Consider the following 17,196-nt stretch of genomic DNA (forward strand, 5'->3'; position numbering starts at 1 on the left):
GGGCGGGGCGGGGCGGGGCGACGAAGCGGTGCCGACGCATCGCGACACGCCGGTGTCGCCCACAACTCGGCCCGCGGCACAGTGATCTTCGTCACAGGCCCGAATCGGACGATCCCTCCGGCCCACATCCCCGGCCACACAACGGAATCCCCTTCCGGCAGCCCGGATCCACGCCGCCTGCGAACCCCGGAAGACCGGGCATCTCGGCACGTACTGAACCGTAACTCACACACAGAGTCACACCGTGTGCCGCCGTTGCCTAACGGCGACTTCCCGCGGGTTCGGCCGCCCATCGTCGCAATTTGCGGCGCTCACTACCCTGATTGTTGATCCCGTGCCTGGGCACACGTCGACAGCGATAAGGGCTTCACATGAGCGACAGTTACCCTCCGTACGGAGGGCAGCAGCCGGACCCGAACGTCACCCCCTGGAGCGGGCCGCCGGCTCCGCCGCAGCAGGGCGGGTACCCGGGATACGGGCAGCCAGCACAGGCACCGCAGTTCGGTGCTCCTTTCCCGCCGCCGAAGAAGTCGAACAAGGGCCTGATCATCGGGCTGGTCGCCGGCGCGGTGGTCCTCGTGCTCGCCATCTGCGGCGCCGGCATCGGCCTCATCCTCGTCAGCAGCGACGACGACGAGCCCACCACGGTCGCGACCGCCGGCCCCAGCGCCGCTCCCGGCGCCAGCGGCACCCCGGGCACGGACGCCTCCCCCACCCCGGGGCAGCAGGAGACGCAGGAGCCGGACAACAACGCGGTGACCGCCCGCTACTCCAGCGACCTGTCGAACGTCTGCGAGGGTGGCCAGATCCTGAACGCGGCCCCCTACACCGGCCCGAGCGGCGCCAAGGCGTACACGTTCTCGAACAACCCCGACCGGCCGAACTTCTGGTCGACGAAGTCGGTCGCCTCGAACAAGCCGTACTATGCCAAGAGCGCCGACTTCGAGACGGTGTCGGTGGTCGGCTGCCTGAAGTTCGTGGAAGGCAGCGAGGGCGCGCCGAAGAAGTGCCAGTACAAGGACAGCGCGGGCAAGCAGGTCACCATCGACTACATCTCGTCGCGCTACACCCTGACCTTCTACGCCGCGAAGACCGGCGAGAAGATCGGCGACGGCGGTACCGTCACCGCCCCGGCGGCGCGCTGCCCGAGCTTCATCTCGTACAACAAGACCACCATGAAGTCGCACGCGGCGCCGGACTCCGGCAGCATCGAGGCCGCCCTGGACAAGTTCCTGTCCTGAGCAACCCGCGACGGTGGGGAGGGGCGGAGCGTCGTTCCTCCCCACCGTCTTCTCCACTCCCCGGCGCTACGCCCGGCACGACGACGCGGGGTGCGCGGCCCGCCGGCCGGGTCACCGGCACCGCCCGGCCACGTCCCGGAGGCACAGGGATCCTTCACGAACAGCGACGTGTCCGGGCCGTCGAGGGCGGCCAGGTCGTGGCCGTACGGCCCGCGGGTGCCTGACGACAGCGGGGCCGGTCAGCGGCGCGCTGGCGCCTCCCGCACGGCGGCGGCGTCCACGGTCACCTGGTCGAAGGCCGGAGCGCCGTCGACGGCGTCGGCGCCCACGGCCGTCGACCTGGCCGCGTCGGGCAGGTCGAGGCTGCTGCGCAGGCCGACCGGCCGCAGCAGGACCGCGGCGATGACGCCGACGACGGCGATCGCGGCCGAGATGAGGAAGATGTGACCGGTGGCGTCCCCGTACGCCGCGCGGACGATCTGCTGGACCGCCGCGGGCATGGCGTCGAGGTTCAGGCTGCCGGCTCCCGCGCTGCCGGAGGTGGGGATGCCGGCGGCGGAGAGGTCGGTGGTGATCTGGTCGGTGACCCGCCGGGCGAGGACCGCGCCGAGCACCGAGACGCCGATGGTGCCGCCCAGCGAGCGGAAGAACGCGACGGTCGAGCTGGCCGCGCCGATGTCCCGCAGCGAGACGGTGTTCTGCACGGCGAGCACGAGGTTCTGCATCGTCATGCCGACCCCGACGCCGACGATGAACATGGCCGCGCCGACCAGCACCAGCGAGGTCTGGTGGTCGATGGTGCCGAGCAGGGCGAACCCGATGACGAGCATGATCGCCCCGAACACGATGTACGGCTTGACCTTCCCGGTCCTGGTGATCAGCCGGCCGGCGATGATCGACGAGCCGAGGACGCCGGCCATCATCGGGATGGTGAGCAGCCCGGCCTCCGTGGGGCTGTAGCCGCGGCCGATCTGGAAGTACTGACCGAGGAAGACGGCGCCGCCGAACATCGCCATGCCCACCGCCAGGCTGCCCAGGATGGCCAGGGCGGTGGTGCGCTGCCGGACGAGATCGAGCGGGACGACCGGCTCCTCGGCCCGGGACTCCACCCGGACGGCCAGGGCGAGCAGCGCCACCGCGCCGCCCACCATGAGGGCGGACTGCCAGGAGACCCAGGCGAACGAGCCGTCGACGAAGGAGATCCAGATGAGCAGCACGCTGACGCCGGCGGCGATCAGGGCCGCACCCAGGTAGTCGATCTTCACGTGCTCTCGGCGGACCGTCGGCAGGCGCAGGGTGAACTGCAGCAGGACCAGCGCGACGGCGGCGACGGGGACCCCGACGAAGAAGCACCAGCGCCAGCCGAGCCAGGACGTGTCGACGATGAGTCCGCCCAGCAGTGGGCCTCCCACCGTCGCCACCGCCATGACCCCGCCGAGGTAGCCGTTGTACCGGCCGCGCTCCCGGGGCGGGATCATCGCGGCGATGGCCACCTGGACGAGGGCCTGGAGGCCGCCGACGCCGATGCCCTGGAACGCGCGGGCGGCGATGAGCTGGCCGGCGGTCTGGGCGAGGCCGGCCAGCACCGAGCCGACCAGGAAGACGACGATCGCGATCTGGACCAGGGACTTCTTGTTGAACAGGTCGGCGAGCTTGCCCCAGATCGGGGTGGTCGCGGTCGCGGTGAGCAGGGTGGCGGTGACCACCCAGGTGTACTGGGTCTGCGACCCGTCCAACGCTCCGATGATCCTCGGCAGCGCCGTCGAGACGACGGTGCCGCTGAGCATCGCGACGAACAGCACCAACAGCAGGCCGCTGAGGGCCTCCAGCGTCTGCCGGTGGGTCATCGGCGCGTCGCCGGCCGTGGTGGGTGCGCTCATCGCGCGGCCTCCAGGTTGTCGTGGTGTCCGAGGACGGTCTCGACGTCGCGGGTGAACCGGCCGAGCGCGGCGGCGAACGCCGCCACCTCTGCCGGCGTCACTCGACGAGCGCGGTGTCGAGGATCCGGCCGATGGTTGCCGCCCACAAGCATCTTCAGATCTTGCCCGTAGTGCAAGTTTTCCCGACGAGAACTGAATCACCCGCGCCGTAGGCTGTCGCCATGGAGGAGACCACCGGGCTGCGGGAGCGCAAGAAGGCGGCCACCCGCCTCGCCCTGCACGAGGCGGCCCTGCGCCTCGCCACCGAACACGGGCTCGACCGGGTCACCGTGGAGGCCATCGCCGACGCCGCGAACGTCTCCCGCCGGACGTTCTCCAACTACTTCTCCAGCAAGGAGGAGGCGGTCTTCCACGGGGACGCCGTACGGCTGCGCCGGCTGCTGGAACTCGTCCGCCGCCAACCGGCCGACGCACCGGCCTGGGACGCGCTGAGCGGGGCCGCCGAGCGCCTCGCCGTCGAGGCGTACGGCAACGCCCCGCCCTCCTGGCTGGTCCACCGCCGTCAGCTACGGGGGCACCCGGGCCTCGTCGCACACCAGGTCGCGGCCTACACCGCCATCGAGCGCGACCTCGCCGACGACGTCGCCCACCGGTTGACCGGCCCCGACGGGGCGCTGCGGTCCCGGGTCCTGGCGGCGACCTTCCTGGCGTCCCTGCGCGTCGCCATCCAGCACTGGATCGACCACCCCGACGGCCCGCTGCTCGACATCCTCCGGACCGCGCTCACCGAGGCGGCCGGCGCCCGGCCCGGCACCGGCGCACCAGCGACGGCCGGCTGACGGCCGGCAGGAGGCGGCCCGCGGGTTCCCGTACACCGTCAGGGACTCGGCCGACGGGCCCGCGGTGCCACGCCCTCCGGCCGCCCGGCACGCCGGGCGAAGCGTCGACGTACGGCCTGGGGTGGGCGGCACGCACAGCCATACGGTGATGAAGAGGCCGCGCAGGCGATGCGCGCGGCGGCGGGCGCCGCGACGACCGCCCTCAGCGCCGGGCGCCGCCCGGTCGGCCTCGGCCGGCCCCGGAGGCCCGGTGGCCGATACGCGGTGCCCGTACCACCGCGGCGCCGGGCGCCCCGGGACGGAAGTCCCGCGCCGCGCCGGCGACCATCTCGTCGGGATCGCGGCCGAGCGCCTCCCGGATGTGCGGCGGGACCACCTCCGACGTCGCCATCGCCATCCGCACCTGCACCGAACGGTCGTCGACCAGCCGTCGCAGATCCGCATCGTCCAGCTCGACCGCGAGCACCAGCGCGACGCGGACGTCCGCCACCGGATCCTGGGCGAGTGCGCTGCGCTGGGCGGTGGTGGTCCGCGGATTGCGGGCGAGCCCCTTGCGTACGCGCGCGGTGCGATCGGCCAGCAGGGCGGTGATCACGCCCGGGTCGTGGGTGTGGGTGGCGAGCCGTTCCCGTACCTCGGGTGAGACGTCGTCGACCAGCCGCGCGGCCAGCTCGGGCTCAAGTTCGCGCGTCTCCGCGAGGAGACCACGAAGCTCCTTGTCGGGAGCCTCCGCCATCACCCGGCGGATCGACTCGTCGCAGGCCGGGTTGCCGGCGACCGCCCAGCGGACCCACCGGTCGGTGTCCCTGACGAGCAGCAGGAGATTGGCCCGGGAGGTCGAGGGGTTCCTCGCCACGGCCTCCCGGACATCACGATCACGGTCCCGGGTCAACGGTCGCAGTGCCTGCGCGGGCGCGTCGGCGCGAGTCGCGACCGCCTTACGGACCACGGCCGACGGGTCGGACGCCAGGTCGATGAGGGCCATCTGTGGCGTCGTGGGGTCCTGTGCGACGGCGAGCCGCGCATCGACGCCGCCCCCCGTCACGCCGTCCTCGGCGGAACCTGACCCACTGTGACGGTCGGGCCCGCCGACGTCCTGCTGTTTCCCCATGGGCGCCATCATGTCACGGGCCGACATCGCAACCACGAGCCCCGACCAGAGCTCCGACGGTGGTCGAGGCGTCAGTTCCGCGGCGGCCCGGCAGGCGGCGCGTCGTCCGCACCGGCACCCCGAGGGCTCGCAGCCCCCGAAGCGTCCCTCACCCGGCCGTAGCGGCTCCTGCGGCGCCGAACCACTTGGCCAGCGCGACCTCGAGCGTCTGCTGATCGTCGCCCACCCACGCGACGTGCCCGTCCGGCCGCAGCAGTACCGCCGGCACGTCCAGCTCCTCGCTGCCGTCGGCGACGTGGTCCACTCGATCTGCCCAGCCGCCCACCGAGAGCCGCCCCGTCCGGTCGAGCAGCAGCCCGCCGCCGGTGCGCATCAGCTCGAACAGCCGCCCGTTCTTCAGCTGGACGTCGCGCAGCCGCCGCCCGAGCAGGGCATGGCCCGCTCCGAAGTCGTACCGGACGCTGATCGCCGTGATCTTCTCGATCAGGAACCGGTTGACGTCGTTGAGGTCCATCAGCTGCGCCAGCAACCGCCGAACCGCCTGCGGCCCGGGCTCGTCGCTCGTCAGCTGCATCTGTGCACGGGTGTTGTTCAGCACGTCGGCGGCCACCGGATGCCGCTCGGACTCGTAGCTGTCCAGCAGGTCGTCCGGCGCCCAGCCGCCGACGGCCGCCGCGAGCTTCCACCCCAGGTTGAACGAGTCCTGGATCCCGAGGTTGAGCCCCTGCCCACCCAGCGGCGGGTGGACGTGTGCGGCGTCCCCGGCCAGGAACACCCGTGCGACCCGGTAGCGCTCGGCCTGGCGGGTCGCGTCGCCGAAGCGCGACAGCCAGCGGGGGGAGTGCACACCGAAGTCGGTGCCGGCGTACCTGCGCAGCTGTTGCTTGAACTCCTCGATCGTCGGCGGCACCGACCGGTCCTCGGCCACGCCCTCCGCCGGCACGACCGCCCGGAACACCCCCGGCCTGCCCGACGGCCCGATCCCGAACCGCTTCTCGGTCTTGCGCACCTCGGCCGTCACCTCGGCGATGTCGTCCGCGGACGCCGTCGCCTCCATCTCGCCCAGCAGCGTGTCGATCCTCGACGGCTCGCCGGGGAATCCGACCCCGAGCAGTTTCCGAACCGTGCTGCGGCCACCGTCGCAGCCGACGACGAACCGCGCCCGCAACGGCGTTGCCGCTTCCGGTCCGACGTGGACGGTGACGCCGTCGTCGTCCTGCTCCAGCCCGACCACGGCGCAGCCGCGCCGGATCTCGGCTCCGGCTTCGGCCGCGTGCTCGGCCAGCAGCCGGTCGGTGAGCGTCTGCGGAATGCCGAGCACGTATCCGTGCGCGGTGTCCAGCCCGGTGGGAGCGGGCTTGTCGATGCCCGCGAAGAATCCCCGGATCGGGTACTGCTTGCCGTTCTGGAGGAAACGCTCCAACAGCCCCCGCTGATCCATCACCTCGATACTGCGCACGTGCAGTCCGAGCGACCGCACGAACGGCGGCAACTCGGCCTCCTTCTCCAGCACGAGCACGTCAACGCCCTGCAGACGCAATTCGCTCGCCAGCATCATGCCGGTCGGCCCGCCGCCGACGATGATCACATCGAACATCGAATTCCCCCAATGGTGTGCCAATTCTTGCGCTCGGCCGGCAAATTCTGCGCCATGATCGGGGCCTTGCCGCAAGCCCGGGGGTGTGGTATATATTTGTAATGGCAAGGAGTTCCCCTCCTTGCCATTGTTGTCTTCAGGCCAGCGCGCGCAGCCGAGTCCACAGTCCGACGCACGCAGCCGCGCCCTCCGTTCGGCAGCCGGCTCGCCGGACACGACGGCAACGACACCACTGCGGACTTCCAGGCGTTGGCGCGCTGTCACCGGCCGGGCGGCTACTCGCCAGCCAGTCGGCGAGCTGCCGACTCGTCTCCTCCCCGAGTGCCGTCGCCGCTCGGGCCGCCAACGCGAGAAGCTCGGCGTACGCTGCCCCGCTGACCTCCAACTCCGGTCGAGGAGCACGACGCCAGACTGTCCGCGCCGCGTCACGGACGATGCGAGTGGCATCGGCCCTGCCCCGTTCCGCCACCCGTGGGTCCACGTCGACGGCGAGGATGAGAGCCCCGCGCAACTCGACGCCGACGCCACGGCCCCGCAGGAGCCGGTAGCCGGCCCGACGCAACTCCACCCGGCCGTCGCGGAGCAGTTCCCATGGCAGGGCCGGCGGCAGAGCGCCGGCGACCGGACGCAGCGCCAGGGTCACCTCCCGCACCACCATGGGTGACGGGTCCCGTACCAAGGTCACCATCTCGCCCGCCACGACCGCGTCCAGCATCCGCAGACCGCGCACCGCCTGGGCACGTACCCTTGCCCTCCGGTGACCGAGCAACCGCCTCAGTAACGGGGCGTCCGCTACGGAGCCGATCTCGGCGAGCCCAGCCATCGCCCCCACAGCCGGCTCGTCGGTGTCGACGGCTCTGCGATAGTGCTCCCGAGCGTCCGTACCGAGGCGGCGGGCGGCGTCTCGGGCCACGGCCCGCACCAACGGCGCATCATCCTCCAGAGATCCGGCGGCGGCGACGTCCTGGCCGGCCCGGACCAGCCCGGTCAACGCCACCACCCGCACCTCGGCCCGAGCCGACCGCGCCAGCCGGCCCAGAAAATCGTGCCGGCGCGTCCAGACCGCGTCACGACACGCGGCCTCCGCCGCCCGCACCCGCACCCGCACGTCCGGAACCGCCCCGCGACCCGCCGCCACGTGGGCTCCCGGTATCGGCCGTGCCGCGGTGCCGACCGCGCGTGCTCGTCGAGCCGAACCACCAATCCCGGCACACCGGACACCAGCGCCAACGCCGAACGCGCCACCACAACATCGCCTACGGCATCGACCTCGAGCAGCACTCCGACCAGGAGGCAGCGTCCAGCCGAGCGAGGAAGACAACCGTCGGTCCCTGCCGGATCAGAAGACGCCCACCCCGGGTGACCTCCACCGCGATCCCCGGACGTCGGGGCGCAGAGGTGACATCGAGAAGCAGGCCCTGCCACCGGCCACCCCGCGTCAGATCCGCACGACGAGCGCAGACACCCGCTGTCCCGCCCTGGAACTCCTCAACAAGCACGACGTTGTCATACACGACCACCAGCATGATCACGATCAGGTATCCGGAGACCCTGCCCGGTGGTCGAACCCACCAGGGCCCCTCAGCGTCTGCCCGGCGGCACGACGCCACGGCATCGCCTACCCCGGCGGAACACCGCGTACGCCGCCGCCCAGGACCCGTAGCACTCCGGGATGTCCCGCCACGGCGCACCGACCGGGGTCCGCCACCTGATCCCATCAATGAGCTGCCGTTTCGTCCACGCCCACGGCCGACCCGGCCTACGTCCCACGGGCAGCAACGGCTCCAGCGTGCCCGACGCCATGCTCGAGAGCCAGACAGGAGGCCACGCTCAGGATCCTCGCCATCTCGACCCGAGGTCAGCCGGCGCCGACCCCCGCATCGCGTAAGCCGGCGCCGGTGACCCGTCCGCGTCACGAGAACTGCGCGAAGAACCGCCAGATCTCACCCTTGGTCCAGGTGGTAACGCCACTCTCGGCGTACGTCCCGTCCACCGGCCCGGGCATGTGACCGTTGTCGAACGCGGCCCACTGGACCGGGTAGCCGGCCCTGCAGCCGGAGTAGGCGGTCGTGACGTGCGTACGGCTGCCCGGCCCCGGCTCGGGCGGGTTCTGGGCGGCGCAACCGTTGTTCCGGACGAACGTATCGCGCAACGAACGCCCCTGCGAGATGTTCAGGACGTTGTCCGAGATGCCGTGCAGCCCGAAGTACGCGATGGGCTGCGTACCACCGCTACACCCGCTGATCTGTGCGCCGGCGATGACCGCGACCGCCCGGAAGACAGTGGCCCGGGCGCAGGCGAGCGCATAGCTCATGCCGCCGCCCCAACTGAAGCCGAGGGCGAACCGCTGCCTCGGGTTGACGCAGAGGTCGCTCTCGATCCGTCTGATCGTGTCGTCGACGAAGGTGACGTCCTCACCGCCGGCGTTGCCCCAGCCGTTGCCGATTCCCTGGGGCGCGACCAGGATCGCGCTGTTGTTCGACTGTTCCTGCTGCCCGTAGTAGGACCAGGCCGTCCCACTGGTGCCGCCCGAGGAGATCTCCTGCATGGTGCCGCCACGCCAGTGGAACGCGAAGATCAGCCGGTAGGGCTTGGTGCTGTCGTAGTTGGCGGGCACCCGCAGGATGAAGGAGCGGCTCCTGCCGTTGCTCTGAATCGTGTGCGTGCCGCTGGACAGCGTCGGGGCCCTACCGCACCCGGTGCCTCCCGGCGGCGGATCGTCGCTGCCCGCGCGGACAAGCTGCCACTGCTGGTTGGCCCCGTTCCAGTCGGAGTACTGCACGATGTTCCCACCGTCGGCGGTGGAGGCACCCTGCACCTCCACGACCTTGCCGCTGTGCCGGCTGATCAGGCGGACGTGACCGCCGTCCGAGTCCGCGAGCCGAAACTGCTGGTTCGTCGCGTTGTTGTCGGACCACTGCACGATCGCCCCGCCGTCGGCAGTCGACCAGTTGTGCACATCGAGGACCTTGCCGGAGTGCCGGGACTTCAGCCTGTAGTAGCCGCCACCCGAGTCCAGGAACTGCCACTGCTGGTTGGCCCCGCCGTTCCGGGTCCACTGGCTGATCCGCGCACCGTCGTTGGTGGCCGAGGCGTAGAGGTCCAGCGCCTTGCCGCTGTTCCTGTTCACCAGGACGTACCAGGCGTTGGTGTCCACGGTCGCCGCGGCCGCGGGGGCCGCGTTCACGGCGACCATCGTGCCGGCCGCGATGACCGCCGCAGCCGCCGCGGCCAGCCCTGACCGCCAGCGATGCCTCGATGGAAGGGCGGGACGAGCCGCACCGATGGCACTCATGGTCCACTCCTCTGGTCGGGGTCACCCGCGAGCGGAACGCAGGCGGATGGCCTGGGGTGCCTGCCGACGTCCGGCGTCGGCACGGTGTTCGTCGTACGGGTGCGATGCGGCCACCGGCGCGTGTCCCTGGCCGGTTGCCCGCCTGCGGTGGCGCGAACGGATGCCGTCCGCGCCACCTGACGGAAGACCAGCTAACCGATACGGATCAGTTGCCATTGCTGGTTGTTGCCGCCCCAGTCGGTGTACTGGACGACGTTCGCCCCGTCGCTGGTGGACGCGCCCTGCACCTCCACGGCCTTGCCGCTGTTGCGGTTGATCACACGCACGTAACCTCCGGCCGATTCGGCGAGCCGGAACTGCTGGTTCGTGCCGTTGCCGTCGCTCCACTGCACGATCGCGGCGGCGTCGGAGGTGGAGAAGTTGTAGACGTCCAGCACCTTGCCGGAGTGCCGGGACTTCAACCGGTAGTAGCCACCACCCGAGTCCACGAACTGCCACTGCTGGTTCGCCCCGCCGTTCCGCGTCCACTGGCTGATCCGCGCACCGTCATTGGTCGCGAGGTTGTACACGTCCAACGCCTTGCCACTGTTCCGGTTCACCAGCAGATACCAGGCACTGGTGTCCACCGGCAGGCCCGGTGGCGGCGTGGAGGGCGGGTTACCGCCCTCGTTGAGGGCATTGAGGACGGCGGTGTACGCCGGCTTCTTGTTGCCCGATCGATCGAAGAGCAGGGCGTCGTCGGTGCCGCGCCAGGAGTCGCTGTCCCGCACACCCCACACGGTGATGCCGTTGCAGCGCGAGACGGCCAGACAGGAGCGCGTGACCGCGGCGTAGATGTTGGCCTGGTTGGCGCCCTTCATGACGTCGAGCTCGGTGATCTGCACGTCGACCCCGAGGTCGGCGAAGCGCTGCAGATTGGCCTGGTAGTCGCCCGGGAGCGAGGTGCCCAGGTGGGACTGGAAACCGACGCAGTCGATCGGCACGCCCCGGGCCTTGAAGTCCCGCACCATGTTGTAGACACCGGTCGACTTCGCGTTGACGCCGTCGGTGTTGTAGTCGTTGTAGCACAACTTCGCACCGGGATCGGCCGCCCTGGCGGCGCGGAACGCCGCCTCGATCCAGTCGTTGCCCGTGCGCTGCAGGTTGGAGTCACGCCGTCCGCCGCCGCCACCGTCGGCGAACGCCTCGTTGACCACGTCCCAGGAGTGGATCTGGCCTCGGAAGTGGCTGGCCACCTGGGTGACATGGTTGATCGCGGCGTTGCGCAACGCGCTACCGGAGAGGCTCTGCGCCCAACCCGGTTGCTGCGCGTGCCAGAGCAGGGCGTGACCCCGCACGCTCATGCCGTTGGCCCGGGCGTGACTGACGAGACGATCGCCGCCGGTGTAGCTGAACCGGCCCTGCTGGGGCTCGGTGGCGTCCCACTTCATCTCGTTCTCGGCGACGACGCTGTTGAACTCGCGGTTGAGGATGCCGACGTACTGGCTGTCGGAGAGCTTGCCCGTCGCGACGGCCGCGCCGAAGTAGCGACCCTTCTCGGCCGCGGACGCTTTCAGGGTGGTTCCGGCGCTGGCCGTGGAGTCCAGCGTCGCCGTCATACCCGCGGTCAGCGCCACGGCGAGGGCCATCGCCGACAGCAGGGTTCTCTTGGATGTCATGGCGTTCCTGTCCAGTCATCAATACCGGTGGTGGTGATGTGCCAGTTGGCTCGGGAAGCCGGCCCGGAACGGCGGGCGCGGCTCGGGGACGGTCAGTGAGGTGGACGGCACCGACACCGGCAGTCCGGTCGCTGTCGCCAGCGGATGTCCTGAGGTGACGTCCGCATGCCCTGGGGGACGTCACGATCGCGAGGTCGACCAGCGAGGGCCCGCCCGGTGAGCCGTGGCCGCAGTCAGCCTCGACATCGAGGGTGAGCGATAACATTGCCTTCGTCAAGACGTGACTAATCATCAATTCCTCAGCCCCACGACGCGCTCATCCGTCAGGACCGCCCAGCCGCTTGGTCACCTCTGCCTCACGAGACGCTCGACGAGCCGGATGGGATCGCTACCGCGGATGCGACCGGCTGCGGCTCTGTTATCGCTCACAGCCGACCGGTCCGGGCGGGCGCGTTGCGACCTGAGCAGCCCGCGTCGCCTGACCAGCATGTACGAGACCGTGCTGCGCGAGGCCACCGCTCCTGATGACCTGACCAAATGGGCACGCCCGGCTCAACCCGGACACCTCACCCGAACTGATCACCCAGGCGGGTCCGCCAGATGACTCACGTGCTGGCAGCGAAGCTGCCGACGACCTGAACCGGAATGGACGCAAGTTGGCGCTGCCCAGACCATCGTGCAGGCCCTCGCCGCCTTGGCGGTCGTCGAAGTCTCCTACCCGGTCGTCGCCCTCGCGACGTACGAGCGCCGGATCGAGGTGTTGACCCACGACGGGGCCCGGCGCCGTGCAGGTGATCAACAGCATCCTGCCGCTTCGTGAGCTGTCCCCGGTGATGTTCTGGCTGCTGCCTCCTGCTCTGCTTGCTACCGTCGCGACCCCGCCACCCGCACAGTCAGATCAGGCCCTCGCGCACCGCGTACGCCACCGCGTGGGTGCGGTTGCGCAGCTGGAACCGTGTGGTGATGTCGTGCAGCACGTTCTTGACGGTCCGCTCCGAGTAGCTGAGCCGGGTGGCCACCTCCCGGGTGTCCATTCCATCGGCGACCAGCCGCAGCACCTGGTTCTCGCGGTGGGACAGCCCGTTGACGTCGATGCCGCGCGGGGCGAGCACCGTCTGCTGCAAGCGGGTGACCTGCTTGACCAGCCGGCCGAGCACTTCCGGCGGCATCGCGGCACCCCCAGAGGCGGTGCTGACGACAAGCTGCGCCAGCCGGTGGCTGGTCGCCTCGGCCCGGGTGGCGAGGGCGCGTACCCCCAGTTCCACGGCGGGGATCAGGGCCGTGTCCGACTCGACGGCGGCGACCAGCACGAAGCGCCGGCAGCCCAGCCGGCGGACCGCCCGGATCAGGTCCAGTGCCTCCTGGTCGAGCGCGTCGGCGGCGACCACGCCGACGGTCTCGGCGGTGATGCGATCCTCGGAGACGACCTCGATCTCCATCCGCCCACGCAGGGCCGCGGTGATGCCGGCCGTGGAGATCGGATCGGGGGTACGAATGTGTGCCTGCGCACGTCCGGTCATGACGGTTCCTTACTGGTGGTCGAACGAGCATCGGGGTGTGCGACACGGTCGCCGGGTTGCGAACCGGCGGTCGGGCCGTGGAGTGGTGGTGTCTCGCGTGACGGGCGGGACCAGCAGGCGGTGGTGGTCCTACCCGCCCTCGAACGGTAGAGAACCCGGCGGCCCGGGGACTGGCGGCGGACTGGACGCGACCGGACGGGGAACTGTCCGTCACCTCCCCTGTCATCGAGCTGCGGAGTTGCCCGTCCGGGCAACGACGGGTATGACGGGCACCGGCAGGAACCGGCAGAACGACTACCCGGGCGGGCGCTGCCCGGTGCGTCTACTCTCGACTGTCGCTACGGGCCGAACTGGTGGATCATGGTCGCCTGACCCCGAACCGGCAGAATCACTCGTTGGTGGTGGCCGACCGAGCCGCGCGGGCGAACAGGGGAACCGGAGATGGCGGAAGACGGCGCTGAGCTGAGGCTCCGGCGGTTGCGCGCCGGGCTGACCCAGGAAGGGTTGGCCCATCGGGCGGGGATCAGCGTCCGGGCGGTACGGGACATCGAACAGGGTCGGGTACGCACTCCCCGCCCGGAGTCACTGCGCCGTATCGCCGAGGCCGTCGGCCCGCCCGCTCCGGAGCCACCCGGCTCGGAGCCGCCCGGCGGGACGGGGTCGCTGCGCATCGGGGTGCTCGGTCCGTTGACCCTGCGGGTGGGCGCGGAGCCGGTCGCGCTGGGCTCGGGACGGCAGCGGATGCTACTCGGTCTGCTCGCCCTGCATCCGGAGACGACCATCTCCCGGCAGGAGATCGTCGACGTCCTCTGGGGCCACGATCCGCCGGACAGCTGCCTGAACCTGGTGCACACCTACGTCGCCCGGCTCCGCCGGACGCTCGTCCATCCCGGCGGCGGGACGAGCGGCAGGGCGAACGGCATTGCCGGGGCGGGCGGGAGCGGTGGGGCGACCAGTGACGGCGGCACAACGATCGTGCACGCCGCCGGCGGCTACCAGCTGCGCGTCGGCCCCAGGCAGCTCGACCTGACCCGGTTCACCGCCCTGATCGGTCGGGCCGAGGGCAGTGTGGCCGGTGACCTAGCGAGCCTGGACCGCCTGGCCGAGGCGCTGGCCCTGTGGCGGGGACCGGTCCTGACCGACCTCGGGCCGGGCCTGGCCCAGCATCCGACCGCCGCCGCCCTGAACCGCCGCCGGATCGCCACCGCCGTCACCTACGCCACGCTCGCCTTGGAGCTGGGCCTGCCGGACCGGGCGGTCCGCGAACTCAGCGCGGTGGCCAGCCACGAGCCGCTGCACGAACAGGTGCACGCCCGGCTGATGCTCGCCCTCGCCGCCTGCGGCCAGCAGGCCCGGGCGCTGGCCCTGCACCGGAAACTACGGGACCGCCTCGCCGACCAGCTCGGGGTTGAGCCCGGCCCGGAGCTGCGCGAGGCGCAGCTGCGCATCCTCCGGCAGGACCTGCCGGTGATCGTGCCTCGGGTCGCGACCGCCGCCTCGCCGCCGCCCCGGCCGGTCGAGCCGGCACCGCCCCGGATGCCCGACCACCGGCCGCCGGCCCAACTGCCGGCCGACGTCGCGCACTTCACCGGCCGGAGCAGCCAGATTGCCGCCCTCGACACCCTGCTGGCCGCGTCGGCGGGCGCCAGCGGGCCGGTCGTCGTCGCCACGATCACGGGTATGGCCGGGGTGGGCAAGACCGCTCTGGCGGTGCACTGGGCCCACCGGGTGCGGCAGCACTTCCCGGACGGGCAGCTCTACGTCAACCTGCGGGGCTACTCGACGGCCAACCCGGTCCGCGAGGGCGAGGCGCTCGCCGGATTCCTGCACGCGCTGGGCGTGCCGGCCGAGCAGATCCCGGTCGACCCGAGCCAGGCCGCCGCGCTGCTGCGTACCCTGCTCGACGGTCGCCGGATGCTGCTGGTGCTCGACAACGCGGCGAGCGCCGACCAGGTCCGACCGCTGCTGCCCGGCACCCCCGGCTGCCTGGCACTGGTCACCAGCCGGGACCGGCTCAGTGGGCTGGTCGCGATCGACGGCGCGCGCCGCATCGCCCTCGACGTGCTCACCGGGGCCGAGGCCAGCGCCCTGCTGACCCGGATCATCCCTGCCGACCAGGTGGCCGCCGCCCCGGCCGAGATCGCCGAACTGGCGGAGGTGTGCGCCCGGTTGCCGCTGGCACTGCGGATCGCCGCCGCCGACCTCATCGACCATCCGGGGCGGCCGATCAGCGCGCACACCGCCCGGCTCAGCGCCGGCAACCAGCTCGCCGGGCTGCGGGTCGAGGGGGACGACCAGGCCGCCGTCCGGGCGGCCTTCGACCTGTCGTACGCGGCGCTGCCCCCCTCGACCCGCCGGCTCTTCCGGCTGCTCGGGCCGGCTCCCGGGGCGGACGTGACCGTACCGGCGGCCGCCGCCGTCGCCGCGGTCGACGAGGCCTCGGCCGCCCGGGAGCTGGACCGGCTCGCCGCCGCGCACCTGGTGCAGCAGCCCCGCACCGGCCGGTACACCTTCCACGACCTGCTGCGGATCTACGCGGTGGAGCGGGCCACCGCCGAGGACCCGGCACCGGAGCTGCGCGCGGCCACCCGGCGGCTCTACGCCTGGTGCCAACGACGCGCCGACGCCGCCGCAGCAGCGATCTATCCGCAGATGGTGCGCCTGCCGTCGAGCAGGGACGTCGGCACCGCCGACGCGGCGGGGTTCGCCTCGACCGGCGAGGCGATGGCCTGGCTGGAGGCGGAACGCACCAACCTGGTCCGGGTCGTCGCGCACGCCGCCGAGCACGCGGACCCAGCCGCCTGGCGGATCCCCGACGCGTTGCGCGGGTACTACCAGTTCCGCCCGCACAGCGACGGCTTCCTGGCGGCGACCCACGCGCTGCGCGCCGCCCAGACCGCCGGCGACGAGGCGGGCGAGGCCGCGAGCCGGCTGGGACTGGCCAGCCTGCACCTACGCCGCAGCGAGTTCCGGGTGGGCCTGGAACACGCGACGGCGATGATCGACGCGGCCACCCGGGCGGACTGGCCCGAAGGGCTGGCGGCGGCGTACGGCACCTGCGGGTTGGTGCACCTGCGGGCCGGGCGACTGGCCGACGCGGCGGAGCTGACCCGGCGGGCGGTGGAGATCCACGAACGGCTCGGCGGAGCCGAGCGGTTGAGCACCAGTCTCGGCAACCTCGGGGTCATCTACCGCGACATGGGCCGGCTACGCGAGGCCGAGGAGGTCTTCCGACAGGGGCTGGCGCTGACCCGGCGTACCGGCATGCGGATGAACACGGGGATCAGCCTGAGCAACCTCGGCGACGTCGAGCACGCTCTCGGCCGGTACGACGACGCCCTGGCCCACCTCGGCGAGGCCCTGGAGGTGAGCCGGGAGACCGGTTACCGGCCGACGGAGGTGGAGAGCCTGCGCGGACTGGCCGCGCTGCACGTGAACGCGGACGACCTGGCCCGGGCGACCGAACTGGCCGAGGCCGCTCTGGCCCTGGCCGAGTTGGTCGGCGACCCGTCCCAGCAGGCCGCCACCCGTAACGTGCTGGGCATGGTGCACCTGCGGCGGGGGGACGGCGACGCCGCGGTGGCGGAGCACCGACGGGCGCTGGCGCTGGCCCGGGCCAGCGGCGCCCACGGTGAACAGGCGGAATCGCTGATCGGACTGGCCGAGGTGCACCGGCGGACCGATCCGACCGAGGCGCTCGCTGTGGCGGGGCAGGCGTGGGAGGTGGCCCAAGCCGCCGGGTACCGGATCTGGGTGGGCCACGCCCTGGTCACCAGGGCCGAGGCGCTGAGCGCCCGGGATCCGGTGGCGGCGGTACGGACGGCCCGCGACGCGCTGGCGACGCACCGGGAGACCGGCCATTTCCTCGGCCGGTTGCGCAGCCTGCGGCTGCTCGCCGGGATCGGCCCGGTCGCCGGCCTCACCGCCGCCGAGCAGACGGCGTACCGGCGGGAGGCCGACCGGCTCGACGGCCTCGGCCGGTGGCGCCCCGCCGGCCGGCCGCCCGGCGTCGGGTGACGCGGGACGGCCGGCGCGGTGTCGAGCCGGTGGGGCCG

Annotated in this window: 11 protein-coding genes; 3 read left to right on the plus strand and 8 right to left on the minus strand. The window is 71.9% G+C overall.

Annotation, left to right across the window (positions count from 1 at the left end; genetic code table 11):
- Nucleotides 1–371 precede the first annotated feature (371 nt).
- On the plus strand, nt 372–1,241 hold the full coding sequence (locus KBX06_RS24650) for a hypothetical protein (RefSeq protein WP_210839137.1): 870 nt from the start codon (nt 372–374) through the stop codon (nt 1,239–1,241).
- Between the two features lie 239 nt (nt 1,242–1,480).
- Here KBX06_RS24650 and KBX06_RS24655 read toward each other — a convergent pair whose 3' ends face one another.
- On the minus strand, nt 1,481–3,121 hold the full coding sequence (locus KBX06_RS24655) for an MDR family MFS transporter (RefSeq protein WP_210839139.1): 1,641 nt from the start codon (nt 3,119–3,121) through the stop codon (nt 1,481–1,483).
- 221 nt (nt 3,122–3,342) lie between these two features.
- Between KBX06_RS24655 and KBX06_RS24660 the strand changes: the two genes are divergently transcribed.
- Nucleotides 3,343–3,960: a TetR/AcrR family transcriptional regulator gene (locus tag KBX06_RS24660; protein ID WP_210839141.1), complete on the plus strand. Its 618-nt coding sequence runs from the start codon at nt 3,343–3,345 to the stop codon at nt 3,958–3,960.
- A 202-nt stretch (nt 3,961–4,162) separates the two neighbouring features.
- On the opposite strand, the gene KBX06_RS24665 is transcribed toward KBX06_RS24660, so the two are convergent.
- The 7 genes from KBX06_RS24665 to KBX06_RS24695 form a co-directional block, all read right to left on the minus strand.
- Nucleotides 4,163–4,945, minus strand: coding sequence for a hypothetical protein (locus KBX06_RS24665; protein ID WP_210839143.1), 783 nt, complete (start codon nt 4,943–4,945; stop codon nt 4,163–4,165).
- A 274-nt stretch (nt 4,946–5,219) separates the two neighbouring features.
- A complete protein-coding gene (rox, locus tag KBX06_RS24670) occupies nt 5,220–6,668 on the minus strand; it encodes a rifampin monooxygenase (protein ID WP_210839254.1) in 1,449 nt (482 codons plus the stop codon).
- Between the two features lie 136 nt (nt 6,669–6,804).
- Nucleotides 6,805–7,806: a hypothetical protein gene (locus KBX06_RS24675; RefSeq protein WP_210839145.1), complete on the minus strand. Its 1,002-nt coding sequence runs from the start codon at nt 7,804–7,806 to the stop codon at nt 6,805–6,807.
- A gap of 443 nt (nt 7,807–8,249) precedes the next feature.
- Nucleotides 8,250–8,471, minus strand: a complete 222-nt coding sequence (locus KBX06_RS24680; RefSeq protein ID WP_374225674.1) for a transposase — start codon at nt 8,469–8,471, stop codon at nt 8,250–8,252.
- 109 nt (nt 8,472–8,580) lie between these two features.
- Nucleotides 8,581–9,963, minus strand: a complete 1,383-nt coding sequence (locus KBX06_RS24685; RefSeq protein ID WP_210839147.1) for an RICIN domain-containing protein — start codon at nt 9,961–9,963, stop codon at nt 8,581–8,583.
- A gap of 191 nt (nt 9,964–10,154) precedes the next feature.
- The gene (locus KBX06_RS24690) at nt 10,155–11,621 is read right to left on the minus strand and encodes an endo-1,4-beta-xylanase (protein WP_210839149.1); all 1,467 of its coding nucleotides are present in this window, start codon (nt 11,619–11,621) and stop codon (nt 10,155–10,157) included.
- 893 nt (nt 11,622–12,514) lie between these two features.
- On the minus strand, nt 12,515–13,141 hold the full coding sequence (locus tag KBX06_RS24695) for a response regulator transcription factor (RefSeq protein WP_210839151.1): 627 nt from the start codon (nt 13,139–13,141) through the stop codon (nt 12,515–12,517).
- 441 nt (nt 13,142–13,582) lie between these two features.
- On the opposite strand from KBX06_RS24695, the gene KBX06_RS24700 reads away from it, so the two are divergent.
- On the plus strand, nt 13,583–17,158 hold the full coding sequence (locus KBX06_RS24700; protein ID WP_210839153.1) for a BTAD domain-containing putative transcriptional regulator: 3,576 nt from the start codon (nt 13,583–13,585) through the stop codon (nt 17,156–17,158).
- Nucleotides 17,159–17,196: the final 38 nt, after the last annotated feature.

The sequence above is a fragment of the Micromonospora sp. C31 genome (assembly GCF_018070575.1).
GTDB lineage: Bacteria > Actinomycetota > Actinomycetes > Mycobacteriales > Micromonosporaceae > Micromonospora.